The 26,731-nt window shown below is 64.5% G+C and carries 21 protein-coding genes; 9 read left to right on the top strand and 12 right to left on the bottom strand.

All coding sequences use genetic code 11. The features are described 5' to 3' along the window. Positions 1–4: 4 nt before the first annotated feature. Positions 5–799 (top strand): phosphatase PAP2 family protein, encoded by a 795-nt coding sequence (locus tag E3T39_RS07850; protein ID WP_134514153.1) that lies wholly within the window; start codon positions 5–7, stop codon positions 797–799. Here the strand turns inward: E3T39_RS07850 and E3T39_RS07845 are convergent. Together E3T39_RS07845 and E3T39_RS07840 are read right to left on the bottom strand one after the other, a co-directional pair. Beyond that, positions 725–1,528, bottom strand: a complete 804-nt coding sequence (locus tag E3T39_RS07845) for a DUF1206 domain-containing protein (protein WP_134514194.1) — start codon at positions 1,526–1,528, stop codon at positions 725–727. The two genes, E3T39_RS07850 and E3T39_RS07845, sit on opposite strands and share 75 nt — an antisense overlap. A 48-nt stretch (positions 1,529–1,576) precedes the next feature. Further along, positions 1,577–1,993 carry a VOC family protein gene (locus E3T39_RS07840; protein ID WP_134514152.1) on the bottom strand — a complete coding sequence of 139 codons (417 nt, stop codon included), beginning with the start codon at positions 1,991–1,993 and terminating at the stop codon, positions 1,577–1,579. Positions 1,994–2,112: 119 nt separating this feature from the next. Between E3T39_RS07840 and E3T39_RS07835 the strand changes: the two genes are divergently transcribed. Further along, entirely contained in the window at positions 2,113–2,427 is a 315-nt protein-coding gene (locus E3T39_RS07835) for a hypothetical protein (RefSeq protein WP_134514151.1), read from the top strand. Between the two features lie 42 nt (positions 2,428–2,469). Then, positions 2,470–3,471, top strand: a complete 1,002-nt coding sequence (locus E3T39_RS07830) for a glutathione S-transferase family protein (protein ID WP_134514150.1) — start codon at positions 2,470–2,472, stop codon at positions 3,469–3,471. 43 nt (positions 3,472–3,514) lie between these two features. On the opposite strand, the gene ligD is transcribed toward E3T39_RS07830, so the two are convergent. Next, positions 3,515–4,537 carry a non-homologous end-joining DNA ligase gene (ligD, locus tag E3T39_RS07825; RefSeq protein ID WP_134514149.1) on the bottom strand — a complete coding sequence of 341 codons (1,023 nt, stop codon included), beginning with the start codon at positions 4,535–4,537 and terminating at the stop codon, positions 3,515–3,517. A 59-nt stretch (positions 4,538–4,596) separates the two neighbouring features. Beyond that, positions 4,597–5,430, bottom strand: a complete 834-nt coding sequence (locus E3T39_RS07820) for an aldo/keto reductase (RefSeq protein ID WP_134514148.1) — start codon at positions 5,428–5,430, stop codon at positions 4,597–4,599. 359 nt (positions 5,431–5,789) lie between these two features. Here E3T39_RS07820 and E3T39_RS07815 point away from each other — a divergent pair, with 359 nt between their 5' ends. The 3 genes from E3T39_RS07815 (at position 5,790) to E3T39_RS07805 (ending at position 7,988) form a co-directional block, all read left to right on the top strand. Continuing rightward, positions 5,790–7,094, top strand: coding sequence for an MFS transporter (locus E3T39_RS07815; RefSeq protein WP_134514147.1), 1,305 nt, complete (start codon positions 5,790–5,792; stop codon positions 7,092–7,094). Then, a complete protein-coding gene (locus E3T39_RS07810) occupies positions 7,087–7,575 on the top strand; it encodes a DUF427 domain-containing protein (protein WP_134514146.1) in 489 nt (162 codons plus the stop codon). Before E3T39_RS07815 ends, E3T39_RS07810 begins: the two co-directional genes overlap by 8 nt. Before the next feature lie 95 nt (positions 7,576–7,670). Further along, on the top strand, positions 7,671–7,988 hold the full coding sequence (locus tag E3T39_RS07805) for a DUF6457 domain-containing protein (RefSeq protein WP_134514145.1): 318 nt from the start codon (positions 7,671–7,673) through the stop codon (positions 7,986–7,988). 83 nt (positions 7,989–8,071) lie between these two features. Here the strand turns inward: E3T39_RS07805 and E3T39_RS07800 are convergent, their stop codons facing one another. After that, complete coding sequence (locus E3T39_RS07800; protein WP_134514144.1) at positions 8,072–10,366, bottom strand: FdhF/YdeP family oxidoreductase; 2,295 nt, start codon at positions 10,364–10,366, stop codon at positions 8,072–8,074. Positions 10,367–10,859: 493 nt separating this feature from the next. On the opposite strand from E3T39_RS07800, the gene E3T39_RS07795 reads away from it, so the two are divergent. Then, entirely contained in the window at positions 10,860–11,393 is a 534-nt protein-coding gene (locus E3T39_RS07795) for a GNAT family N-acetyltransferase (RefSeq protein ID WP_134514143.1), read from the top strand. Between the two features lie 49 nt (positions 11,394–11,442). Here E3T39_RS07795 and E3T39_RS07790 read toward each other — a convergent pair whose 3' ends face one another. The 7 genes from E3T39_RS07790 to E3T39_RS07760 all read right to left on the bottom strand — a co-directional run bounded on the left by E3T39_RS07790 (position 11,443) and on the right by E3T39_RS07760 (position 23,980). Next, complete coding sequence (locus tag E3T39_RS07790) at positions 11,443–12,060, bottom strand: hypothetical protein (protein WP_134514142.1); 618 nt, start codon at positions 12,058–12,060, stop codon at positions 11,443–11,445. A 164-nt stretch (positions 12,061–12,224) separates the two neighbouring features. Beyond that, entirely contained in the window at positions 12,225–15,593 is a 3,369-nt protein-coding gene (locus E3T39_RS07785) for an ATP-binding protein (RefSeq protein ID WP_134514141.1), read from the bottom strand. Next, the gene (locus E3T39_RS07780) at positions 15,590–16,285 is read right to left on the bottom strand and encodes a DUF4194 domain-containing protein (protein ID WP_134514140.1); all 696 of its coding nucleotides are present in this window, start codon (positions 16,283–16,285) and stop codon (positions 15,590–15,592) included. The genes E3T39_RS07785 and E3T39_RS07780 overlap by 4 nt, the downstream gene beginning before the upstream one ends. Then, entirely contained in the window at positions 16,278–17,789 is a 1,512-nt protein-coding gene (locus tag E3T39_RS07775) for a DUF3375 family protein (protein WP_166784084.1), read from the bottom strand. Before E3T39_RS07775 ends, E3T39_RS07780 begins: the two co-directional genes overlap by 8 nt. A 59-nt stretch (positions 17,790–17,848) precedes the next feature. Next, positions 17,849–19,942 carry a S9 family peptidase gene (locus E3T39_RS07770; RefSeq protein WP_134514138.1) on the bottom strand — a complete coding sequence of 698 codons (2,094 nt, stop codon included), beginning with the start codon at positions 19,940–19,942 and terminating at the stop codon, positions 17,849–17,851. Positions 19,943–20,002: 60 nt separating this feature from the next. Further along, positions 20,003–21,550, bottom strand: a complete 1,548-nt coding sequence (locus tag E3T39_RS07765; protein ID WP_134514137.1) for an HNH endonuclease signature motif containing protein — start codon at positions 21,548–21,550, stop codon at positions 20,003–20,005. Between the two features lie 204 nt (positions 21,551–21,754). Next, positions 21,755–23,980 carry a HelD family protein gene (locus E3T39_RS07760; RefSeq protein WP_134514136.1) on the bottom strand — a complete coding sequence of 742 codons (2,226 nt, stop codon included), beginning with the start codon at positions 23,978–23,980 and terminating at the stop codon, positions 21,755–21,757. Positions 23,981–24,664: 684 nt separating this feature from the next. Between E3T39_RS07760 and E3T39_RS07755 the strand changes: the two genes are divergently transcribed. Continuing rightward, a complete protein-coding gene (locus E3T39_RS07755; protein WP_134514135.1) occupies positions 24,665–25,306 on the top strand; it encodes a hypothetical protein in 642 nt (213 codons plus the stop codon). A gap of 647 nt (positions 25,307–25,953) precedes the next feature. Then, positions 25,954–26,655, top strand: coding sequence for a hypothetical protein (locus E3T39_RS07750; protein WP_134514134.1), 702 nt, complete (start codon positions 25,954–25,956; stop codon positions 26,653–26,655). Positions 26,656–26,731: the final 76 nt, after the last annotated feature.

Genomic DNA, 26,731 nt, shown 5'->3' with positions numbered 1-26,731 from the left:
CGACATGAGCGATACACGGCCCACAACGGTGTGGCGCACACGCTTTGAGAGATTCATCATCGACCCGCGGCCGCTCTCCGAGCCAGACCGTCGCCGATTGCGTCTGATCGCGATCACAGTCGTGAGCGTCGGTATCGTGCTTTTTGCTTCCGTACTCGTTGACGTGCTGCAACCCGACCGGTCGTCGTTCTACGATTCTCCGGTGCGCCTGTGGTTGGTCGACGGACGGTCTCCGACCCTCACGGTAATAATGATCGCTCTGGCCATCGTCTTCGGGCCGGTGGCGTTGCCAATCATCGTGCTGGTCCTGACCGTCGCCTGGGGTTTCTGGGGCAAGCACGCGTGGCGACCGCTCCTGCTCGCCATCGCCATGCTGACCGGGGTCATTCTGTCCCAGATCCTGCTCCCCCTCATCGCTCGGAGCCGTCCACCGGTCGAGCTGATGCTCTTCGGCGCCGACCACTCCTTCTCGTTTCCGTCGGGGCACGTTCTCGGCGCCGCCGATTTTGTTCTGGTTCTCACCTATCTGATCGTCTCCCGGCGTCACAGCCGACGGGCGGTCATCGGCGGATTCACCATCGCCCTGGTCTGCATCGGGCTCGCCGCGATCAGCCGCCTCTATCTGGGTTACCACTGGGCGACGGATGCCCTCGCCTCACTGTCGATTTCGCTCGTCATACTCGGCGCTGTGATCGCCTGGGATACCCGCCATGCGGCGCGCGGACTACAATCGCGCTCGCCTGGCCCGAACGAAACAGTAGACGCCGTAGGCGATCAGGCCGATGGCGATCAGTATTAGCGCAATCGTTCCGTAGGGCAGGGCAGCGAGCGCCTTGAGGGCTCCATCGAGCCCCGTGGACTTACTGGCATCACGGGTGAGCGCGGCGACGCCGACGAGAATCGCCACCACCCCGAGAGCGATGCCCTTGGCGATGTACCCGACGACACCGAGCACGACGACCGCGCGCCCGACCGTTCCACCGGGCACGGAGAGGTCTGAGCGAAACTTCTGCGCCGCACCCTTATAGATGAAGTAGCCCGCGACGCCGAGCACGGCCACTCCCGCAAGAAACAGCAAAATCGCGCCTCCGGGTGATGAAAGCAGCGACGAGCTGGCGCTCTGGGTACTGCCCGCCGAACTGGACGAGCCGCCCTGGGCGAAAGTCAGCGCGGTAGCGCCGAGAGCAAAGTAAACGATGGCTTTGGCAACGTTGGCCAGACGACGAGCCCACTTGCGCTTGGGATCGCCCTGCATTACAAACGCCGAGACGAGCAGCCACAGCCCCAGGGCGAACATGCCGACGACGACGGTCCACAGTAGGAACACGCCACCGGGGTTTGAGGCCAGCTGGGCGAGAGCCCCGCTCTGATCGGCGGAGCCGCTGCCGGCTCCTACCGCAACGGTGATCGCGAGGGACCCGATGAGGATGTGCAGCAGCCCGTTGACGGCGAAACCCAGCCGCGCCAGCAGTTGCAGTGCCGAACTGTTGCTCGCGTCGCGAGCGATGTGTGTTGCCGATGCATTCATCACGGCCTCAGCATAGGCGCACACACACCATCGCGCTCAGAAACTTCTTTAGTCGGACGCTCCCGCGATATTGACCATCCAGGAAGTACCGAACTTGTCGGTCAGCATACCGAAGCTGTCGCCCCAGGGCGCCTTACTCAGCGGCATGACCGCTGTGCCGCCGTCGAGGAGTTTATCCCAGTAGCCGGTCAATTCGGCTTCGTCATCGCCGCTGATGGAGACGGTGACGCTACTGCTCGTGGGAAGCTCCATGCCGTTAGGGGTATCCGACGCCATCAGCGAGAACCCGCTCGTGGTCGTCAGCTCCGAGTGCATGATCTTGTCCTGCTCGGCCGGATCTTCGCTCGCGTTGAATTCCCCATACGTGGTTCGCGTGATTTCGCCCCCGAACACGCCTTGGTAGAAGTCCATTGCCTCGCGGGCGTTGTCGCGAAAGCCGAGATACGGGTTAAGACGACTGCTCATGGTTGGTTCTCCTTAGTGTTCGTTGGGTGCTCCTGTGATTATTACCCGGATCAGGCGTTAGCACGAGTCACAGGACCCTCTGCCACTGGCCGGACGCGGGCTGCGGGTACAGTGTCAGCATGAAGCTGATCGCCATCGACCCGCCCACCCGCAGCTTTTCGCGCTGGCTGAACGACGAAGAAATCGGGCGGGTTCTCGCCCACAAACGCGGCTGGCGGCTGGCACCCGATGGCAGCGTGTTGGCTGGCAAGATTCGCAAGACGCTAATCAGCGCGTCGCTGGCGCAACTCGGTGCCGCCGCCGTCGCGCACGGCTGGGCCAGTCGGCCACGGGTCGAGCCGAGCGACGGCAGCGGCCCAACGCACATGATGTGGGGCATCGTCGATGCGCGCACCGACGCGGAGATCACGACAGAGTTGGCTGGCGAGGTCTAGACCGACCCAGCCGGTTCGGTGCCAGTCGCGTAGCGTGGGTACATGAGCCTGAACCCCAGTTACATTCAGCCCGGCAAAGATTTCAACCGCGACACCAACTACATCGAGGACCGCATCACCCGCGATGCCCGAGACGGCTGGCCGGTCGAACCGGGCCGCTACCGGCTGGTCGCGGCCCGCGCCTGCCCGTGGGCGAACCGCGCCACGATCGTGCGCCGCCTTCTGGGTCTCGAAGGCGTCATATCGCTCGGCCTGCCCGGCCCCACCCACGACAAGAACAGCTGGACCTTCGACCTCGACCCGGGAGGGGTCGACCCGGTGCTCGGCATCGAACGCCTGCAGCAGGCGTTCTTCGCCCGTTTTCCCGACTACCCGCGCGGCATTACCGTGCCGGCGATCGTCGACGTACCAAGCGGCAAGGTCGTCACCAACAACTATCCGCAGATCACCCTTGATTTTGAGCTCGAGTGGATCGAGCACCATCGAGCCGGCGCCCCTGACCTCTACCCAGAAGCGCTTCGGGCCGAGATCGACGAGGTTGCCAACCTCATCTTTCACGACGTGAACAACGGCGTCTACAAGTGCGGTTTTGCTGGCAGCCAGAAATCCTACGAGCGGGCGTACGACGCCCTCTTCGCCCGCCTGGATTGGCTCGAGGAGCGTCTCGCCGGGCAGCGGTATCTCGTGGGTGACACGATTACCGAGGCCGACATCCGCTTGTTCACCACGCTCGCCCGTTTCGACGCGGTATATCACGGACATTTCAAGTGCAATCGCAACAAGCTCAGCGAGATGCCGGTGCTCTGGGCCTACGCCCGCGACCTATTCCAGACGCCCGGCTTCGGCGACACGATCGACTTCGAGCAGATCAAGAAGCACTACTACGTGACGCACGTGGACATCAATCCCAGTGGCATCGTGCCCAAGGGCCCGGATGCTGCGGCCTGGCTGGCACCGCATTCTCGCGCTGACCTCGGCGGCCGCCCATTCGGCGCCGGTACCCCGCCCGAGCCGCCCGTACCCGGCGAGCGCATTCTGAACTGACCGCGCCGGAGTTTCGTCCAGGCCGCAATACCCGCGCAGCGTACTACTCCGGGCGGCGGGCGCGGCTCGGCTGCACCCGGGGCGGCTCCCCCGGCATCTTGGGAAAGTCCGGCGGAAACGGCAACTCGCCCAGCCCGGCTTCCAGATCGCGTTCCCACCACGAATGCAGGGTGTCGATCGTGCCGGGCTGCTCATGCATCGTCGCCCACGGGTCTCCCTGATCGTGCAGGCGGTCCGGAACAGTGAGAATCGTGAACGCACGCGGGTCGGCCTTGGCGAGTTCGCTCCATTCCAGAGGACAGGATACCGGTGCGTGCGGCAGCGGCCGGGGGCTGTACGCACCGGCCATGGTGCGGTCCCGGTTGGCCTGGTTGTAGTCGATGAAAATGCGCTCGCCACGCTCTTCCTTCCACCAGTTTGTGGTAACCCGGGTGGGCATCCGTCGTTCCAGCTCGCGCGCCGCGGCGATGACCGCGTGCCGCACATCGAGAAATTCGCGGCTCGGCTTGATGGGCGCGAAGACGTGCAGCCCACGATTTCCCGAGGTCTTCACGAATGCGGTGAGACCAGCCTCAGCCAGCAAATTCTTCAGCTCAATGGCGACCGGCACGGTGTCGGCGAAATCTGTTCCGGGCTGCGGATCGAGGTCGATACGCAGCTCATCGGGATTATCCGAAAGTTCGGCCCTGGATGGCCACGGGTGAAACACGATCGTATTCATCTGCACCGCCCACACCGCGGCGGCCACTTCGTCGATCACGAGCTGCGGATGCGTGCGCCCGCTCGGGTAGACCACAGGAACGGACCGCACATAGTCGGGCGCGCCCTTCGGCGGGTTCTTGGAGAAGAACTGCTCGCCGTCGATGCCGCCGCTGAAGCGTTGCAGCGACAGCGGACGGTCGCCGTTGGCTCGCACGAACGCCTCGCCCACCACGATGACGTAGTGGGCGAGGTCGAGTTTGGTAATTCCTGGTTTGGGCCAGAGCACTCGGCTCGGGCTCGAGAGGCGCACCTCGCGCGACCCGTGCGGTCCGGCAACCCTCAGAACCACCGCATCAGCGCTCATGCGAACACTGTAACCAAATTTGTTGGCTGCGTCAGCCTTCAGCTGGCGCCAACGACAAACTAAGGGATGGAGTTGAACTCGTCGGGGTTCGGGCCCGTGCGCTCGTCGCGGTTCAGGGCGGTGATCGCGGCGATATCCGCTTCGGTGAGGACGAAGTCGAACAGGGCGAAGTTTTCGTCGACTCGGCTGCGGGTAACGGACTTCGGGAAGACGATATCGCCCCGCTGCAGGTGCCAGCGCAGGGTGACCTGAGCGGCGGACTTACCGAGGCGGTCGGCGATCCCGGTGATCACCGGGTCGGAGAGAACTGCGCCCTGCGCGAGCGGCGACCAGGCCTCGGTCGCAATGCCGTGCTCGGTATTGAATGCCCGTAGCGCGTCCTGCGTGAGGTACGGGTGCACCTCGATCTGGTTGACGGCCGGCACTGTGTCGGTTTCGTCGAACAGGCGCTGCAGGTGCGCCTGTTGAAAGTTGCTCACGCCAATAGTCCTGACGCGGCCGGAGCGGTGCATTTCCTCCATCGCTTTCCAGGTTTCGACGTAGTCGCCAACCGCTGGCATCGGCCAGTGGATGAGGAACAGGTCGAGGTAATCGAAGCCGAGGGCGTCCAGGGTGCGGTCGAAAGCGGCCAGGGCGTCGGCACGGTCATGGAACCCATTGTTGAGCTTGCTCGTAACGTAGATCTCGGACCGATTCAGCGCAGACTCTGCGATAGCTTCACCGACCTCTTTTTCATTGCCGTACATCTCGGCCGTGTCAATGTGTCGGTAGCCGGCCTCAAGAGCGGCGAGGGTCGCCGCCCTGGTCGTCTCCGGGGTGATCTGAAAGGTGCCGAATCCGAGCTGCGGAATCGTGGTGTCGTTATTGAGGGTGATGTTGGGAACTGCAGTCATGGATCTATCTCCTCGTTCGAAATTTAAGTGCTCCGGTGTCTGTCTCGCCGGTGACTTTATCGCTGATGTCACCCACCGACGGTGAGGCTGCTCGGTCGATGTAGGAACGTCAATCTGTCACGGTGAGCGGACCTAACAGCGTGCACCCTGGCCAAAACCACCCTACCGAAGGAGATATTCCGTGCGCATTATGGCCCGGACACACTCCCAGCCCGCACACAGTGTTGGCGAATAGTCGCGAATGCCGCTGTGGGTACGCAGACGCCTCGTGCGCCAGATGCAGCCCGACTCCCCTGGCACCTGCTGACGCTTCCGCACGCGTACGCTGAAGACGTGCCCCGAGTCGTGACCGCCCAGTGATGGCGTTCGCGCACCCGGGCCGCGCTGAGGCATCCGCTGGCTGGAACGGGCATTCGCACGGCAGCTCCGACTATCGCAAGCTGCTGGCTGGCCTGTTCTTCGCCGGTATCGCCACCTTCGCCCAGTTGTACTCGCCGCAGGCTGTGCTCGCTCAAATCGCCGACGATGTCGGCGTCAGCGCAGCGGATGCCGCCCTCGTCATCTCCGCATCGACGCTCGGCCTGGCCGTCGGCGTGATCCCCTGGTCGCTGGTTGCCGACCGGCTCGGCCGCGTACGGGCCATGTCGATCGCGGTGATCGCTGCGACGGTGTTCGGACTGCTCGTGCCCTTCGCGCCCACCTTCTCGCTGTTGCTCACCGGGCGTTTCGTCGAGGGGTTGATGCTCGGCGGTGTGCCGGCTATCGCGATCGCCTACCTGAGTGAGGAGATTGAGCCGCGTCACGCCGCCCGCGCAGCCGGAACCTATGTCGCCGGTACCACGATCGGCGGGTTGCTCGGGCGCATTGTGGCCGGGCCGGTCACCGAGCTCATCAACTGGCGCGTCGCAGTCTTCTCCGTCGGCGTACTGTGCGCCGTGTCGGCCGTACTGTTCATCACACTCATTCCGGTACCCCGCGGCTTTGTGCCCCGCCGCTTCGTTCCTCGCCGTGTGCGCGCGCGCGGCACCGATCTGAGCCTGGTCGTGCTGCTGCGCACCAACCTCAGGTCTACGCGCCTGCTCGCGCTCTATGCCCAGGGGTTTCTACTGATGGGCGGGTTCGTCGCCCTCTACAACTACCTCGGTTTTCGACTCGCCAACGACCCGTTCAACCTGCCGCAAGCACTGATCAGTCTCGTTTTCGTGGCCTACTTGGCCGGCACGTGGTCGTCGGTCCAGGCCGGCATTCTCGCGGCTCGATTCGGCCGCTGGTCGGTTCTGCTCAGTGCGCTTGTCTGTATGACCACGGGAGTGCTGCTGACCCTGTCGCCCCTGCTCGTGATCGTTCTATTGGGCGTGCTAGTGGCTACGGCCGGGTTCTTTGCCGCCCACGCCGTTGCCTCAGGCTGGACCGGTGCCGAAGCCACGGTCGGTCGGGCCCAGGCGTCGTCGTTATACAACCTCTCGTACTATGCGGGGTCGAGCCTGTTCGGTTGGCTGGGGGGCTTGTTCTTCGTGCGATGGGGCTGGGGCGGAACCGTTGGTATGGTGGCCGGGCTCATGGCGGTGGCCGCCGCTGTCACCCTGGCCCTGTTACGACCAGCGAATCGGTGTACCGGCGACAGTTCTTCGCAGGTTACCTGCCTAGCATCGGATCATGATTGAGCCAGTGAAACGCGACCCCATCCACCCCGGCCAGGAATCCGTCTGGGACTACCCACGCCCACCCCGCGTCGAACACACCGGGGAACACATCACCATTGAACTCGACGGCGTGACCGTCGCCGACACGCGGGATGTCGTGCGGGTGCTCGAGACCAGCCATCCACCCGTGTATTACCTGCCGCGGAGCGCCTTCACGCCCGGCGTGCTTCACTCAACTCCTGGCCACAGCTACTGCGAGTACAAGGGCGCTGCCGAATACCTTTCGGTTGGCTCCCGGCCTCGGGCCGCCTGGTGCTATCCCACACCGAGTACGGGTTACGAATCGTTGGTCGACCGGGTCGCCATCTATCCGGGGGCGATGGACCGGTGCACGGTCGACGGTGAAACGGTGCGCGCACAGGACGGGGACTTTTACGGCGGCTGGATCACCGATAAAATAGTGGGACCGTTTAAGGGTGCTGCAGGCACCACGGGCTGGTAGCGCCTTCACATTATTTCGTCGCACGAAATATCTTTGCGGGGGGTACGCTCAGACCAGTCATGCGTCAAACGCACCCGACAACTGAAGGAGCTCCTATGACCCACAACGCCGTGGACGAAGAAATTCTCCAGCAGTGGACCCGCCGCCTCAGCCAGGCACTCCAAATTTTGGACCTCGAGGTGGACAACCACGTCATACTCAATGTCGCCGATGAAGCCGCCCACGCGGTCAGTCCCATGGCCGCACCAATAACGACATTCGTCGTCGGGTATGCAGCCGGGTTGGCGGCAGCCCACTCGGCGACGGCGTCGCGCGCGGCCACCGCGCGGGCAGCGGAGATCGTGATAACTGTCTGCCAGCAGCCCACGGACGAAAGCCCCGACCAAACCGGCTGGGTGAACACGGCGCAGTAACGACACTGCGCCGTAACGACACTGCGCCGTAACGACACTGCGCCGTCTCACCACTGCGACCGTGCACCACGCCCAGTGCAGAATCAGGTCGCTGCACGCTCCAATCGAATGATGACAGCCTTCGACACCGGTGTGTTGCTGCCGTCGGCGACGCTATCGAGCGGCACGAGCACATTCGCTTCCGGATAGTACGCGGCGGCGCAGCCGCGTGGCGTCGGATATGCCACCAGCCGATAGCCGCGCAACACCCGGTCGACGTTGTCACTGAACTCGCTATGCACGTCGACCAGATCACCGTCGGTGAAACCGAGGTTGATCAGGTCTTTCTTATTGATGAAGACCACGTGCCGACCCTTCTTGATGCCGCGATAGCGGTCGTCGAGGCCGTAGATGGTGGTGTTGAACTGGTCGTGACTGCGCAGGGTCTGCAGCACCAAACGACCGGCCGGCACTTCGAGATACTCGAGGGTGTTCGTGGTCAGCATGGCCTTGCCGATTGGCGTGTTAAAAGTGCGCGAGTCCCGCGGGCCGTTCGGCAATATGAACCCGCCCTCGTGGCGGATGCGTTCGTTGTAGTTTTCACACCCAGCAACCACGTGGGCGATGTGATCACGGATACGGTCGTAGTCGGCCTCGAATCCGGCCCAGTCGACGGCGACCGAGTCGGCGAGCGTTGCGCTGGCCAGACGCGAAATAATCGCAACCTCCGACAGCAGGTTTGGCGCGACCGGTGTGAGCTTGCCCCACGACGCGTGCACCGCAGAAACCGTATCCTCCACGGAAACAAACTGCACCCCACTGGCCTGCTCATCAATTTCGGTGCGCCCCAGCGTCGGTAGAATCAGCGCTTCCTCGCCGGTGATGGCGTGCGAGCGGTTCAATTTCGTCGAAATTTGCACGCTCATTTCGGTGCGTTGCATGGCGGCTTCGGCAATGCCGGTGTCGGACATGGCTGCGACGAAGTTGCCGCCGAGCCCGATCCACACCTTCATCTTTCCGTCGCGCATCGCACGCACTCCGTCGACGGAATCAACGCCGTGCTCGCGTGGCGGGTCAAAACCGAATTCGGCTTGCAGCGCGTCGAGGAAAACCGGCGGCATCTGCTCCCAGATACCCATGGTGCGGTCACCCTGTACGTTGCTGTGGCCGCGAATCGGTGAGGCACCGGCGCCGGGTTTGCCGATGTTGCCGCGCAGCAGGAGTAGGTTGATGACTTCTTTGATGGTCTCGACGCCTTTTTTCTGTTGCGTCAGCCCCATCGCCCAGGTAATGATCACCCGATCAGCGCCCAGGTAGCGTTGCGCCAATTCATCGATTTGTGCCGCGCGCAGGCCGGTTGCAGCCAGCACCGTCCCCTCGTCGAGTTGGGCGAGATGCTGTCGCAGCTCGGTCAGCCCGTCGCAGTGTTCGTCAAGAAAAGCTTGATCAAGGACAGTCCCTGGGGCCGCGTCCTCGGCGTCGAGCACCCGCTTCGAGACGGCCTGAAGCAGCGCCATGTCGCCTCCGAGACGAATTTGCAGGAACTGGTCTGCGATGTCCGTGCCATGGCCAATCACTCCGCGCACCCGCTGCGGGTTCTTGTAGCGGCGCAGGCCGGCCTCGGGCAGCGGGTTGATGGCGACGATCTGGGCGCCAGCATCTTTGGCTTCTTCGAGCGCGGTCAGCATGCGCGGATGGTTGGTCCCGGGGTTTTGGCCCATGATGATAATCAGGTCGGATTTCGCAAAGTCATCGTAGCTGACCGTGCTCTTGCCAACGCCGACAGTCTGGCCCATGGCCCAGCCGGTGGATTCGTGGCACATATTGGAGCAGTCCGGCAGGTTGTTGGTGCCGTACGCTCGCGCGAACAGCTGGTAGGCGAATGCGGCCTCGTTGGAAGCGCGGCCACTGGTGTAGAAGGCCGCTTGGTCGGGCGAGTCAAGGCCTTTGAGTTTGGCGGCGATCACCCGAAAGGCCTCGGGCCAACTGATCGGGCGGTAGTGGTCGCTGCCGGCGGGCTTGTAGACGGGTTCGACCAGCCGACCCTGCATGCCAAGCCAGTATTCACTCTTCTCTCGTAGGTCGTCGAGGGAATGCTCGGCCCAGAAGCTTGTCGGGATCGTGATCGGGGTGGCCTCCCAGGTGACAGCTTTAGCGCCGTTCTCGCAGAACTCAAAGGCCTTGCGGTGCCCGGGGTCGGGCCAGGCGCAGCTCATACAGTCGAATCCGTCTTTTTGGTTCATCGAAAGCAGAGCGCGCATTCCCCGCACAGCGCCCATCTGCGTGATCGCTGGCTGCATGGAGTGCAGCACGCCCGGTACGCCGGCGGCCCAGGCTTTGGAGTGGGTGACCTCGATGTCGTCGTCTGTGACGTCATTGATCGGGGGTTCGCTGCTCATGCTGCACCGCTCTCGTCGCATTATCACTTCGCCGCCCATACGGTCGACGCTGGCACGATACACCTACGGTAACGAGAGTATCCGCTTAGGCCTTGATTAATCTCATTAATACCCCCATGGGTATAAGGTGAAATCAAATCCGAACGAAAGGCACCAACCATGTGCAGAGCCGTCAAATGCAAGACCTGTCAGAAGACCACCTGGGCCGGCTGCGGCCAGCACGTCGACCAGGTCATGAAGGGTGTGCCAGGCAACCAGCGCTGCGAGGGGCATGTGACGGAGAAGTCCACCGGCGGCTTCTTCGCGCGCCTTGGCCTACGTCACCGATAGCGAAAGTAGACCTGAGCTTCGAAAAAACTGAATGCTGCGTCGGTCGACACTCCCGCCGCTCACCGGCAGTCTCGCTGCGTACCTGACGGTCGCATCGAGCTCGAGTTCGCGCTCGAGATCGGGGCGGGCCATGAGCATTCATGCGACCGATATTGTGGGTCAAATGGACACGCTAACCTTTCGTCGCGCAACGACCGATGATGTTCCGGCCTTACTGGTCTTGGTGACAAACGCCTACCGCGGCGACGCGAGCCGGCAGGGCTGGACCTCGGAGGCCGACCTTATCGACGGGCAGCGTCTCGACGCCGATTTACTTCGTGAAGACCTCAATCGGGCTGACAGCCTCGTTCTTCTGGGTGTTCGTGGCGGCGATCTGGTCGGGTGCGCGCATATCGCGAAGGATGTTGGCGATGCGGCCTATTTCGGCATGTTCGCCGTGCATCCGACCGGCCAGAGCCAGGGTGACGGCAAGCGTATCCTGGCCGAAGCTGAACGCCTGGCCGTCTCGGAGTGGGATTCGACGGTGATGACGATGACAGTCATCGATGTGCGGGATTCCCTCATCGCGTTCTACGAGCGACGCGGCTACCAGCGAACGGGTGTGCAGAAGCCCTTTCACTCCGACACGCGTTTCGGCGTGCCCAGGCGCGACGACCTGCAACTTGAGGTGCTCGAAAAAGTCCTGCAGCACGGCTGAACGCCCCCACTGCGGGCTCCAGCTAACGCCTGGCAGGCCGCTTGGCGCCTTACTGCGCGGGAGTGATGGGGTGTGAGCGCAACCACACGCCCGACGGGGGATGAAACGGCAGCAGAAAATGTAGGAGGAGTCCGGACAACGCCGTGACGGTTATCGCTCCGATGGCGCCGAAATTCGTGAACTGCGCCTCGACGTTGACGCCTACCAGCGTCGTCACGGTCCAGCCGAGCGCCCACAGCGCGGCGATGCCGAGGGCCCACAGCCAGCGTCGTCGCGCGCGTGGCGGCAGGGCTACAGCTTGCGCCGCACCGAGCACGAGCCCGGTGATCGCTCCCATCAGCGCGAGTTCGGCCAGGGTCGTCTGATAGTTGACAACGGTCGAACCGAGCAGTAGCCCCACACCCATGCCGATCGCCGTCAGGGGAATCCAGCTCAGCGGGTTGAGGCGTTTTCGGCTAACCAGCACCTGGCCGAGGCCGATGACTACGCCACAGACCGCTCCGCCGATGAGGGCTGAAACCGGGTTACTGAGCCGGCCACCCACCGCGATACCGGCCAGACCGGCAACCGGAAATGCCAGAGCGCCGACCAGCCAGAGCAGCCAGGTAGAGAGGAAGGTGGGGTTTCGAAAGCTCGGATTGCGGTGAAGTCGCCGCGCGCTGGTCACGATTCTGCTCCAGTCCCAAGCCTCGGTCGGGCGTTCGCTCCGGTGAGCCCGAAGAATCTCCGACCGACCCGCAGACATGTTACGCCCACCCCGGTGCGCCGCCGGGGTGGTGCATCGGCGTTACCCCACGCTGCGCTGAAGCAGGCGCGGCATCCGTTCGTCAGCTAAGCCGCGGCTTGCGGCGACGTCAACGGTGTGATGTAGGAGTAACCGGTGGTCGTGTTCTTAGTGATCGACAGCACGAGCTGCATGGATGGTTCAAGCGCGGTGACCTTGTCGAGCGGAGCTCCAACGATGAGTTGAAAGCCGAGACCCTTCCACGCGGCGACGGCTCGGCCGGCGAACTCAGCGTCGGATTTGACGAAACCCTCGTCGAGAAATACCGGCGCGAAGCGCGGCCGGGTGCGGCTTTCATCGCCGAGCTGAAAGCGCAGGGCTGCGCCGACGACGAAAGCCACGAGCTCCTGCGATTCGCCACCGCTTTTTCCGCCGAGGGACGAGTAGGTGCTGACGCGGGTGCCGTCCTGCGTCACGCGAACGGCCGTGATCTCGACGTGCTGGCGCACATCGAGCAGCACATCGCGCTGGGAGGTGGTGGTGCCGTCAGAGCGCCGAATCACAGCCATGAACTGCTGCAGCCGGGTGAAGCGGTCCTCCGTTTGATCGTCGGTGAATTCTTCCGTCGCGCCGGAGGAGAGCGCCTTGAGCTCCTTACGGAACGCGGTCGCGTCGTCGCGGTGCAGTCGCCGCAGCGAAATCTGAAGGCGGTCGCGGGTTGCGCCGAAAGGCAGGGTCGCGAGGATCTCATTGATTGGCCGTAACCGGTCTTCGATCTCTTCGATGGCCGTGTTGAACGCGCCGGTGAGCGGCACGAGGTCCTGCCCGCTCCACGCTGAGAGACGGCGTTTCCATTCCTGGCGACGCTCAGAGAGGCCGAGTGTGCGGATGGCGTCGAGAATATCGGTGTAGCTCGTGACCGATTCGAGGGCTACACCGATATTCGGGTCGGGCCATCGAGCCTGGTAAGTCTCGAAGATACCGATCATGGTGGCGCGGTCGCGGGCGGCACTGTCACGATCCTGCGCCGACTGATTGATCAGCCGCTCACGCAGGCGTTTCAGGCCGCCGGGGAAAGCCTCGAGATCGTTCTGGTCGGTGACGCGCGCGAACTGCTCATCAAGGTGCAGAGAATGTTCGGGCGACAGGGTCAGCGCGTCGCTCTGTTGGATCTGTTCGAGTCGATCATTCACCGCGTCCTGGGCGTCAACGATGCTGCCCTGCTCGTCATTGAGTACTGCCCCGGCCTGATCGGTGCTGTGCTTGAGTTTCTGGGCAGCATCGAGCTCGAGGGCGAGCCGCGCCCCTTCGTCACTCAGAGCGCGGAGAATATCACTGCTGGCCAGCATCCGCTCTTGCTCGGATTTCTTGACCTGAATGCGTTCGGCCGCTGTCGCAACGTCAATTGTGGACCAGTCGGTGTCGAGAATGTACTGATGAGCGGCCTGGTGGTCGCGCAGCTCACCGAGTTGCTCGGTAACAGCGGATGCCCGCCCCGCGATCGCGTCAGCCGCCAGCCCCTGCGCGGCCAGCTCTACGGCAATGTCATCGAGCCGGGCACGGCTGGAAAACCCGATGATCGACTTCTGGCCAGTGTTCCAGCCATGGGCGCCACGGGAACCGTTGCGTGTCTGCCCGCTCGGTGTCACCCGTGCACCCTCACCAACCAGCTCGGACGGGTTGGCCACGCAGAACGCATCAAGGTTTGACGACCGAAGGCGCGCCCGCACCCAGTTGCTGAACGGTGAGTCCTTCAGGTCGAGCTTGCCAGACACATAACGGGCATCGCCGGTCACCGTCTGGTGCTGCTTCAGCGCCACACCCTCGAAGTGGATGCGCAGAGGCAGCTGTAGCGGGTCGATCGCCGCGCTCAGGTGCGCGAGGCGGGTCTCGTCGACGAGCAGAACCCTGACGACCGACGACAGGGTCACCTCGGCGGACTGCCGCCACTGTTCCTCACCGGCGGCGATGTCGATGAGTTCGGCCACGAACGGCAGCTCCTCGGCCGGAATTCCCGACGCTTCGGCGATCAACAGCCGCGCCTGGTGCAGGGACTGTGGCACCAGGCTTTCGCGCCCGGTCAGGAATACGCGCTCCTTTTTGAGTGAGCGGATGCCCTCCTCTACTGGGTACGCCTCACGCTGCAGTGCCGAGCGGGTCGCCTCCAGGGCAGACTCGGCGGCGGCGAACCCGGCGGCAAAGCGCTGGGCCTCCTGCTGGGCGGCCGCGAAGCTATCAGCGGAATCGATCGGCGGCGCCAGAACGTGCACCCGCTGACCGAAATTTTCGTGCTCCCGAGCCACATTGTCGCGCTGGTCGCCGAGGTGCACGAGCTCGGTCTGCAGCCGTTCGAGCACATCGCCGCCGTTGTCGCGCTCCTGCTGTTGCAAGTCGACAACCCGGATTTTTAGCGCGGTCTCGGCGTCACGGGCCTGTACGAGGGCGCTCTGGTTGTCGCGGCGGGCTGCCCGGTTGGTGTCGGCAGCGTTTTCGAGCAGGGCGTGCTCGGTGAGCAGCTGCCACAACACGAAGGGGGTGTCCCCTGCCCGGTGTACCCCGAAGGTGTCGACCAGTTCGGCTTTGGCGGTCGCGGCCTCGTAAGCCTGGTGCAGTTCGGGCAGGCGTTCGAGCACCTGGGCCTTCTGCGCTTCGGTGACCATGGCACCGTAGGAACGTTCCAGGTCTTCGAAGTGGTCAACCGCTTTGTCGGCGGCAGCGAAGGTCGCAGGCTCTTCGAGCACCATCGACTTGTACAGTCCGTCGACCGTTTTCACCTGCTGGCCGGCCTGGATGCGGGCGAGCAGGCGCAGGGCCTTGCCGCCCTCGCCGTTGGCGCCAATGCCGAGCCGGGTGTACAGGGTTTGGGCGAACGCCGCATAGGTGTCGAACACGTCGAGGCCCTCGAAGCGGGCCTTGAGGGCGCGCTTGTCGAACCGGTTCTCGGCGCAGGAGGCGAGGTCGCGTAGGTCGAGGTATCCGTCGGTCGTGGCCATTTTCATGGCGACGTCGGCGAATTTATGGGCGCCACGCGGTACGAAATACGCCCGCAGCACGGTGAACCGGCGTTGGTTGTCGTCGATGAAGGTCAGGGCGATGGCGCCCCAGGTAGCCTCGTGCGCGCCGCGCAGCACCTGGTCGGTCAACTCGCCGGTTGCCGCTTCCCGGTTGGCGTCGGTCTTGCCACGCAGGTAGGTCATCAGGTTGCGCTGGTCGTGGCTTCGGGCTCGGCCGGAGCCGGCGTCGTTCGAGGCGCCGTTGAACGGGGTGTCCGAGGGCATCATCAGCGCAAGGTAGGCGTCGAGCAAGCTGCTCTTGCCGGTGCCTGACGCACCGGAGACGAGCGTGGCCGCGGCGCTGAAGTCGATCGCGTGGTGGCCGTGAAATCCGCCCCAGTTGACCAATTGCATGGATTCAGCCCGCCACTGGGTAGTGCCCTCGGTGGCGCCGTCGATGTAGAACAGCGGGGAATCGTTCATACGAGGGGCTCCAGGTGCGAGACGGTGAGCGGTTCGGTATCTTCGTCACGGTTTTCCTGACGCAGCCAGTTGAGCAGTTCGCCGAGGCGTTCCACCGACAACAGCACTTCGATCACCGCAGAAATGCGAAACCGGTCTGGATCGCTGGTCTTCAGCAGTACCCGTGCCTTGGCGAGGCTATCGACCGCGGCAGCGGCCTTTCGGGCGTCACCGGAAAGGTCGGTGGCGTATTCCGGGCGAAAGTGCGCAACGTTTTCGACCAGGTTGTCCCGGTCGACGAGTACGATTTCCTGCCCGTTTGCCCGTTCACTGCGAAAGCGCTGGCGCAGCAGCACGAGCAGAATTGTCTCTTCGCGGGTGTAGGCCACATCGTGCAGCAGCGTCGGAAACCGTTCGCCGCCCTCGGCGAGGGCCTGTCTCTTGAAGGCGACCTCGTAATGGAGATCGACGTGCAGGTCGAGGAAGACGTCGTTGAGGCGGGACTTGAGCAGGCTCTGCGACTGCAGCAGCGTCTGCCATTCGGCGGGCTGCAGGGCCGCCGAGATATAGCGGTGTTTTAGCAGCAGCACGAGGGTACGACGCTGCGAGGCGCTCAACCCGCCCTCGTCGCCCTCGAACAGGGAGAGTGATTGGGGATCGCTGTCGATGGCGTTGGCGTTGGCGGTCGCCTCAGCCGAAAAGTCGTCAATCATGCTGGGAACCCAAATTCTGGGCGGCCAGGGCCGCCGTGTCGTCGTCGGTCAAGATGCGGCGCGGCACGTCGAAGACCCGCACCGAGCCATCCGGTCGTATCGTTTCGAAGCTCTCCAGCTCGGCCTGGCCGGTCGAAGCACTCAGCTGGGCGGCCAGTTGCAGCAGGCCGAGAATCTCGACCGGACGCCGCAGGCTCGCACCGAACCCGTTAAATGCGCTGCCAACGGATGCCGCCTCCCCCGCCCCGAAAGCCGCCACCAGGGCGTCACGCAGATCTTCGAGCAAGGGCCCGCCCTGCAAGCGCAGGTCGCCGAGGCTCGGTGCTGTGGGAGCAGCGTCGGACACGTCGGCCAGCGCGGGCGGCCCGAGGTGGGCGACCGGATCGTAGAACCGTTCGCGCAGGTGTTCCACCTCGAGAGTGCCGGGCATGAGCTCGGTGGTGACAGTGGCGCGGGGCCCGGCGGTCTGCATCCAGACGGCAAGTTCGCGGTTGATGTCGCGCAGGACATGCTCGAGCTCGCGGTCTTTCACCACGTCGTGGTTGACGATGTGCTCGCGCAGGGTGGTCGTGAGCCCTTTGCGCTGGGTCAGAACGTCGTCGATGCCCTTGCGCAGTAGCGTCACCGTGCTCATGAAGCTGCGACGTTCGTTCAGGCTCAGTTCGAGGGCGAACGGATGCAGCAGGATCGTCTCCAGATCTGCCTTGAGCCCCTGCATGAGAGTGTCGTTGCGCAGCAGGGTGAACGCGCCCTCGAAGGCGCGACCCTCAGCGGTCGAGGACATGAGGGCATCCGTTTTGGCCAGGTAGTCGTCGAGAACCTCGCTGATCGGGCGTTCCTCGCCGCGAAAGTCGTTGACGATCTGCCGGTGCATGGCCGCGACCGACTCCTCGACCCGTTTGAAGTCGCTCGGGAGTTGCTGGATGAGGTCGATGAGGTTTGCGTAGCCCTCGTGCATCTGCTCGTTCGAGGCGGCTTCGATAGCGCCGCCGCGAGCGAGACGATCGCGCTCGCTGGTCAGTTCGTCGATCTGCTGGTCGAGACGGCGAACCCGCTCCTCACGATCGGGGTTGGCCTCTGTGGCTCGGTGGCGCACGGTGTCGACGATCGTCGAGAGCCTGGATTCGCTGATCAGCGCCCGATCGCTGGCGAGACCGTCCACGAGCAGCAGTGCTTCGAGCGCGTGGCTGGTGAGTGAGTAGTGCTCCTCACTCCCCTCGCCCGCGTCGCGGATCTCCCGGTACAGCCACAGGTCGTTCATCCACTGCACGCAGAGGGCACGGCCGGTCTTTTCGGGGGCGTCGACACCGGTGCTGCGGAGGTCGGCGAGGTAGGCATCCACTTGGGTGTGCAGCAGCTCGCACGCTACGCTGCGGCGGTCCCGGCTGAACGAGGTCTTGAACACGGCGAGCACGAACGGCGCCCATTTGCGGTCGAGGAGGCGCAGGGTGGGTTTGTCGAAGGCTTCGCGTACCCGCGCCAATTCGCTCGCAATATCACTCAATAGCTGGTTCCTCTCCAGCTCTCCACTTTAACCGATTGGGCGGGTTGCCCCTGACCCGCTCAGCCGAGCAGGCGCGGCCGCTTCCAGTCGGCGCCGTGCACGTGTAAGTCGAGAAAGGCGAACACGGTCTGATACCAGACGACGGCGTGCTGCGGCTTCAACACCCAGTGGTTCTCATCGGGAAAGAAGAGGAACTTGTGCTGGGTGCTGCCGTCAGCATTGGCGTGGTGTTCTGCTAGTTCCGACCACAGCCGCAGGCTCTCGCCGATCGGTACCCGGTAGTCGTGGTCGCCGTGAATCACGAGCATGGGCGTGGCAATGTCACGCACGGCCTGGTGCGGCGAATTGTCGATCATGCCCTGCGTCGAAAAGATGCTTTGCCAGTACTCGGAGTTGTCCGTCGTTCCATTGAACTGGTCGAGCGACCAGAGACTCGCGTGGCTGACGATGGCACGGAACCGGTCGGTGTGCCCGGCGACCCAGTTGGCCATGTATCCGCCGAAAGATCCGCCCATGGCCGCGGTCAGTGTCTCGTCAATTTCGGGGAGGGCTTCGGCGGCGTCGGTGATCGCGAGCAGGTCGGTGTATGGCTTAGCGCCCCAGGCGTTCCAGCCGCGCGCGATGAAATTCAGGCCGTAGCCGGTAGACAGCGCGGGGTCGGGCAACAGCACCGCGTAGCCGCGGGCCACGGCGAGCAGCGGGCTCCAGCGCCAGCTCCAGGCGTTCCAGCTGTTCAGCGGTCCGCCGTGGATCCACAACAACAGTGGGGCCGGATGCTGCGCCGAGGCTCGATCAGGCAGCAGCAGCCAGGCGCGCACTCGCGCCCCGTCCTCGGCGAGAGTCTCGACCTCGGTGATCGTGCCGGGAACGTCGGGCAGCGCGGCCGGTGTAGCCAGCGAGGTGACGGAGCCGGAGCGGCTGATGCGCACCGGATGCGCCGGTGCGATCCACGAGGAGCGCAACGCTACGAGGTCGCCGGTCTGGGGGTCGACGCACACATTCGTGTAGCTGAAGTCATCGGTGGTGAGCTGTTCGGGGGCCCCGCCGTCGAGCGGTATCCGAAAAATGGGTCCGCGGCCGTTGTGATCGGCGGTGACAATGAGGGCCTGATTGGATTCGGTGGGCGCGTCGAAGACCAGGCTCGTCGGCCAGCGGTCCCATTCGGTGGCGAGGCGTCGGGGGTGGCTGCCGTCGAGGTCGGCGACCCAGATTTCCTGGTCAGCCGGGCCTTGCGGGGTGCTGACAGCGGACCTCACGAAGGCGATCAGTCGGCCGTCGAGGCTGACGACCGGTGACTCGAAGTCGACCTTCGGTTCGTCGAAAAGCGTGGTCTGGGTGCCCGTCGAAACGTCGATCGAGACCAGAACGTACCGGCCGGAGCGCTGCTCGGCCACCCGCCGGGCCACGATGAGCGTTGATCCGTCGGGGGTCAGGGCCTGGCCGGCGGTGTCCATGGTGCGGCCGGGGGTGGGGGTGAGGTCTCGGGGACGTGGGAGGTCGGTGGGGTAGGGAGCGGGGGCATCCGCTGGGGTGTCGCTGGTGGGGCCGGCGATCGTGTCGTGGAAGTCGGCGAGGTCGAGCGCGAGCAGGTGCGGCTCGGCGGGGCCAAGGTCGTGGTCCCAGTAACGCACCGGGTAGCTCTCGTGCAGAATGGCCGCGACCTTCTTGTCGGTGCGTTCCTTGCGTGCCACGCTTTCCGATTCGAGGTCGGTGGCGCTCGGCAGCAGGTCGGCGGCGATCACGAACGAGGTGGCGGCCACGGCTACTGCGGCGATGCCGGATACTCCCCCAGCGAGGCGAGTGATCGCGCGGGCCTCGCCGCCAGCGGCGGGCAGCAGCCAGAGCTGGGCGGCCTCGGTGTCTTTTTCTGCACCAGCGTCGGGCCGGCCGGAGACGAACAGAACGTCGCCAGCGGCAGTGAAAGCCGCCCCCGATTCGCCCTTGGCCGACCGGGTCAGACGGGTCGGAACACCGGTGCCGTCGGCGCTCACCGACCAGAGTGCCCGCTCGTAGGTCGTGCGATCACGGGCGAGTGTGGCGACGGTCAGCACGACGCTCGCCCCATCGGGCGAGAGGGTGAGACCTTCCACGCGGGGCAACGCGATGTAGTCGTCGAGGCTGGAAAATGGCGTGGTGTGGGACTCCGATGTCATGATTGCAGGCTAGCCGATGCGGATGCCCAGCCTCGTGCTCCCATTAGTGGCGCGGCTTGGCTAGGTGCGCCAGGGTGGTTCTGGGCTGGGGGTGTTGGCGCGGTGGGTGTGGGCTGGCCGCCAGGTTTGGGTCGGGTCCCACAGCAGTGGCCCGCGTATTTGGGGTCTGCCGTTGATCATGCGGATGTTCCAGCCGCTGGTGTCGATGGTGTGGTGGTGGAACCAGCACAACAGGGTGCCGTTGGTGATGGTGGTTGGTCCGCCCTGGTGGTGGGGGTGTATGTGGTGGACTTCGCACCAGCGGGCGGGGGTGGTGCAGCCGGGGATGATGCAGCCTTCGTCGCGGGCGGCGATCGCGGCTCGTTGCTTCGGGCTGAAGCAGCGCATTTTGTCGGCGAGGTGGAGGATGTCGCCGTTGGTGCCAACGATGATTTTTTGGGTGCCGCCGGCGCAGATGGCTTCTTTCACGCGGCGCAACGATACGGGCGCTTCGATGCCGTCGATCCAGCCGACGCCGCGGCCCTGGTCGAGGTCGGCGGCATTGACGTGAATCATCACGGTGGGGGCGGCGCCGCCCATGGTCGGGGTTTTCGGATCGCGGGCGGCAGCTTCGAATACGGAGCGGAGGATGTCGGCGCGTTTCTCGCCGGCGGTGCGGCGGTCGCCGTCGTAGCGGGTGTCCCCGGTGAACGGGTCGGCGCTGAAGCGCTCGGTGTCGGCGTTCGGGTCAGTAACGTCGACGCCGTCCAGCTCGGTACCGGTGTCGTCAACGGATTCGGTCGGTTCGAACCGAGGCGTGCGCGACCGGGCGGACAGGTAGGTGTCGAAAAGGGTGTCCATGATGCCGCGCAGCTCGGGAGTGACGTCGGCACGCAGCGGGTAGAGCCCGTTGCGCAGCAGCCCAAACGTGAGCGTGCTTGTGGCCTCCGTCACGTCGTCACTGGGGACGGTGCCGTCGGGGTCGAGCCGGCCCTGCCACTCCAGGGCCTGGGCGCGCAGTACATCGGGCGCGAAGCGAACGCCTGCCCCGGGCAGTCCAGCGGTCTCCGGCGTGATCGCGCCGGTGGCGGTGGCGACGAGGGCACGTTCAACATGGTCGAGGTCGTCCTGCAGGACTTTCCCGTGCAGCGCGGTCAACGTGGTGGCGATGATCTCTGCCGATTCCACCCCGAGCTCCCCGCTGCTGAGGCCGGCGGCGATGACCGAGTATCGGGCTGGCACCGGCAGGCCCATCGGCGTGCGTTCCACGACGGTCTCGCCCAGTTTCAGGCGGCGTTTGGCTTCGCGGCCGGAGATACCAGCGAGCTGGGTGATGAATTCGATCCGGGTACGGCATCCGTTTCTATAGGCGAGCGACCCATTGCCCAGGTCGGTTTCGGCACGAACCCCGATGTCGGTGGTGGCTCGTAGTCTTGCACCATCAACCCTGCGACCCAGCTCTTCCAACGCCGCCAACACCGCGACGGCCTCAGCATCATCGAGGTAACCAAACCGTGTTCCGTCCAAAACGGAGCCCAGCAATGCACCGGCCTGACCAATGACCGCAACCCGGGAACCCTCGGGTTCCGGCACAGAACCGGCTGCGGCGGGCGGGGCGGTGAGGGTCATGGCGTCGGTGCCTCCTTCATCCACAATTATAGCCCAAATCGCCCCTAAAGGCGAGAAGATCTCAGTAATTATCTGAGATTTTTTGCGAGATACATACGATGCACGATCGCCAAAGGCTGCTCGGCACGACGACTGAAAGACTCGGTGCCCGCCTTCGCCTTCGACGTCGCCCCTGACCGCGTGTTCAGGTCAGTGGCGCCGAGATTATGAGCGACCGAGCGGCGCGTCCCCCACGAGATACAGCCGCTGCGTGGGCCGGGTCATCGCTACATAGAGCGCGCCGGCGCCACGCTCGGAGGCCGCGAGAATCGCAGCCGGGTCAACGACGATGACCGCATCGAATTCCAGCCCCTTGGCATCCTGCGGCGTGAGCAGCGCGATCTCGCGGCTGAGGCCGAGCGCCCCGACGCCGAGCAGATCGCCGAATTCAGCGCGCAGGGTGGATTCAAGGTCGTCGAGAGCGGCGTCGACGACGATTACGGCGAGGGTGCCGCCGGCGCCGAGCGCCAGGTCGCTGCGCACCGCGACCGCGGCATCCGCTACCGTTTCGACCGGCCACTCGCTCGACCGCACCGTACGGGACGGCGTGATCGGCAACCGGTGCGACATCGCGACAGTCTCGGCCGCCGTAGCGATCTGACTCGGCGTGCGATAGTTCACGGTCAATTCTTCGAGTCGCCAGCGATCGGCTTCGGGCGAGCCGTCAAGCACCGGCTGCAATGCCTCTTTCCAGCTGGCGGATGCCGCAGCACTCGCCGCCTGCGCGATGTCACCGACGATCGTGAACGACCGACGCGGACCACGCCGCAACACCAGCCGCCACTGCATCGGGGAGAGTTCCTGGGCCTCGTCAATGACGACGTGGCCGTACGTCCAACTGCGATCCCGCGCGGCACGCTCGCTGGTCGTTGCGCGTTCATCGAGTTCGGCGAAGCTGGCGGCGAGGTCCTTTGCGTTGACCAGGCCCTTCACCTGCATGTTTTCAATGGCCGTTTCGGCATTCTCAACGTCGCGCTTTCGCTGTTCCTTGAGCGCACGCTTCTTCGCCTGGTCGACCGCGTTATATTCACCGAGCAGCTCCGCCGCCTCATCGAGGAGTGGAATGTCGGCGATCGTGAACTCAGCGTCCCGCGGCCGCGCCAACAGCTTGCGCTGGGCGAAGCGCCAGCGCGGAGTCAGCTCCTCCAGCCACTGCGGCCGCGCATAGAGATCTTGCAACATTTTTTGCGGCGTAAGCGGAAGCCAGGCGCTGTTGAGCGCGATCCGCACATCGTCGGCCAAACGTAGGTCTTCGCGCAGCATGGGCAGGTCGGTCTCGTCCATCGAACGGCCCTGGCTTTGCAGTTGCTCGAGCCAGACCCGGGAGAGCGCGTTGATAGCGGTCTTCACGAACGTGACCCTGGCCTCGTTGTGAGTCTTACCGGTGCCGCGAGCGCGTGCGATCGCACTGGCGACGAGCTCGGGCTGCAGCACGATGCGGTCGCCGTTCACCACCAGCTGCTGCGGGGCCGAAGGGGTGCGCTGCCGGGAATGCACGGCCCGCGCGATGAGGTCGGCCATGAACGCCTGGCCTTTAAGGGCCGCGACGGCCGGGGCATCCTCTTTGGTCGCTTCGACGCCGGGAAAGAGCTGCCCAACCGAGGCCAGCACAACACCAGTTTCGCCGAGGGAGGGCAGCACGGCCTCGATGTACTGCAGAAAGGAACGCGACGGGCCGATGATGAGTACGCCGCTGTCGCGCAGGCGATCTCGGTGCGTGTACAGCAGGTAGGCGGCACGGTGCAGCGCCACGGCGGTCTTGCCGGTGCCTGGACCACCTTGCACGACGAGAACACCGGCCAGCTCCGAGCGGATGATGCGGTCCTGCTCCGCCTGAATGGTTGAGACGATGTCGGACATGTGTCCGGTGCGTTGCGCGGTGAGCGCCGCGAGCAGGGCGCCCTCCCCCTGGTGAGTGCTGGCTTCAGGGTCGGCGAGCAGGGCGGCATCGAGAATTTCGTCTTCGATGCGGATGATATTGCGCCCCTTGGAGAGCAGGTGGCGGCGGGCCCTGGCGCCGAGCGGCGTGGCGGCGGTGGCCTGGTAGAAAGCGCTCGCCTGTGGCACGCGCCAGTCGAGAAGCAGCGGCTTGTGATCCTCGTCACGCAAACCCACCCGGCCGATATAGCGGTAGACCGAGTCACCGGAGTCGTCTGGCATGGTTTCGAGCCGGCCGAAGGCAAGTCGGTCGTCGACCTCACGCAATTGCACGATGCGGTCCTCGTAGAGGCGAGCGAAGGTATCGCGTTCGCTGCGGGATTGGTGGTTACCGCCGACGTCCACGCGGCGCACCGCTTTGAGCTGGCCTTCGGCCTCTTCCTGCAGCGCGTCGAGCCGCTCATACAGCGCCCGAACATAGTCCTGCTCTCGAACAAGCTCCTGGTCGATCACGCACGCACCCCTTAAACCGAAGTCCCTAGTTTAGTCGCGATCAGTGTGGGCTTGGCTGTGTGTCTTGAGCCGCTCGCGAAGGCCTGGCCGGGCACGCTTCGTTCCGGTGCGGTCTTGATTGGTGAACGTCCTCTCGGCCGTAGTGCCGAGACTGACGACGACATTCCTTTGAGCCGGAGATTCTGCTCGTTGGTGGATACGCGCGCGCAGCCGAAAGACCTCCCAGTCAGGCTGTTGGACCGTACCGCTAAGCCCCCGCTTGACCGGGCATTTTCTCGGCCGGGGTTTACGGGAATCGAGCACTCCCGGAACCACGCGGATCATCTTAAGAGTGTCAAATGCGTACAGGTGTCCCGGTCACCGTCCGGCTTGCGGGCGGGGAGCCGCGGTACCGTCGATGACATGATTACCACCGCTTGACTTCGCCTTCGGCGTTGACGCCGTGCTGATGTGGGCGATCCCCCACGCAACAACATCCGGCCGACTTGTGGTTTGATCAACAACGTGCGCCATTCCGTTTCGAACCGACACCGTCCGAGCCCCGTCGCATGGTTGTCCCTCGCGGTGTGCGGCACGCTCACTGGTTGCGCGGGAGCAGTCCCGGCGTCGGACGCGGTGTCACAAGTGTCGGCGCGCAAGGCAGTCGCTGACGTCTCTCGGGGTCTCTACCGTGAGGGGACGGACGTGATCGATGACTATGCCCGCTTGGCGGACACCGACACCGAGAAATCGACCGTAGTCGAGTTGATCGGCTACGAACCATATCCCGGCGCGATCCACGGCGAACTAGTTGGAGCGCTGCAGTTTCGTGCGACGATACAGCCCATCCCGAACGAAGGGCCGCACGTCGCTTGCTTTGAGTCGCAGTTCGATTTCTGGGGCGTCGCGACCGAGGAGCCCGGCGAATGGAGCGACGACACAGCGGTCGCCCACGACATCGTTTGCCCGCCGGACGCACAGCGCATCCCCCCTCCGGTCGACACCCGCTTGGTTGACGTTGTTCCCGACGGAGCGGAGGCTCTCGTCGTCGAGGTGCTGACAAACGCGCCGTCCGCGGCATCTGCTGACGACATAGTCGCCGAGATCGTCAAGCGGATGCCGCAGCCGACCGGTGAGCGTGAGGTCGCATTCGATCCCGAGGCGACGGTAGTCGACGGCGACATCGGCTTCGCGATGGGCGATGGGGACGACTGCCTGCTCGTGAAACGAGACGTCGACGGCGTGCAGGTGTTGCAGGTGCCCAAGATTCTGCTTCAGCCCGGAGAGCTCGGGTGCGCAGCCGGCACGGCGCTCCAGCCGGGCGACCAGCTACGGTCCCCCCACTGAACCAGAATCTGGGCGCTCGGCAATCGGCCCGATTGGCCGCGGATCCGTCGCGCAGGGGGTTCCCCGTGCGGGTAAATCAGCTCGGGCGCCCCTCGCGATTGGCTTCACACCTGTCCGCACCGTCGATCGCCCCTTATGGTCCACGGCAACGGTAGTGCGTGCGCTGCGGATTGGTCCTAGGGAGAGTCTTGGCGCTCGCCTATGTCGACACGTCGTGTGCGCCATCATCCGAGGTCACACGAAGCCGGCGTTTCGCCCGGCGGGACACGCCTCACGGGTGGGCCGGCGGGCGAACCTCCGTCCGCCCGGACCTCACTCAGCCGATCCATCATCCATCGGCTTGCCCACATTTTGCCCACAAACGCGGCAGAAGTGCGTGATTGTGAGCCTCGCATGGTGATCACGGATCGTTGATTTTACGCGGAAGTTGGGCGGCCGCCGGGCCCTGATTGGGGCCACGTTTGGTTTCAAATCCCAGTGGGGGCAGCACCCGTCCGTCCCGGCCCGACGCCGGATCACGAACCCGGCCACGCCTGATACTCTGGCGCTAACCGACGGGGGTCGATCGTGAGTCTGTGCGTGTGTATTCGGAGCATCGCGGCCCCGAGAGGCGCCCTGACGCAGTGCCTCATCGCCGTGAGTTCCCAGTGAAACTCGGCGATTCGGTGTCCGGCGGGACATCCGTTGCCGCGCTCGCTAGAAAGCGGGCACGTCGTGCGTGGATACCCGCAGCCCTCCTGGTCGTCATTATTTGTGGTGTCGGGTTCATCACCGCCAGAGTCAACGGGTCGTGGTGGGCCGTACCGGTCACCGCCCCCAGCGCAGACCAAACGGCAACCGACGGCATGTCGACCTTCACGAAACCTGGCGTCGATTACTTCACTCGATCGGGTGTCGTCAAGATGCAACTTCGACCGGATGCGACACCACCCTCTGACCTCGGACTTCCGGCCAGCGGTGAAACCGTGACGACACCGCTGCGTCCCCTGGAGATCCGCGTATTGGGGCCAGAGGGGGCATTCATCCTGGACGCCGTGGACTCTTTCACGGTCTGGTCGGAGAACGATCACACCGTTGCCGTCGAGGCCACGTACGCGGGAAACGGCGAGTACGGAGAGGCCTTCGCACTACTTGAACGGCTGGGCCCGAACTTCGGCTGGACGGAGGCAGACCTCGCTCAACTCGAGTCGGATCTTGTGGTGGACCAGCGCACGACGCAGGGGGATCGGTACTCCGCGCGGATTGGCCCGGCGGATGCCATTGGCGCGCACGTATCGGCCACGATATCCGTCGACCTCACAGCGAGCGGCACGGAACTGATCTTCCGTGTGGCTGTTGAAGCGCCGTAAGGACTCGGCCAACGGGTCGGCGGGCGGAGTTATTCGGGGTGCAGCGCCGTCCAGGCCTCCTGAAATAGCCGTTCGA

The sequence above is a fragment of the Cryobacterium suzukii genome (assembly GCF_004403185.1).
In the GTDB taxonomy this organism is placed as follows: domain Bacteria; phylum Actinomycetota; class Actinomycetes; order Actinomycetales; family Microbacteriaceae; genus Cryobacterium; species Cryobacterium suzukii.
Note: the sequence above shows the minus strand (reverse complement) of the source record. Positions and strands in the feature narration are given on the sequence as shown.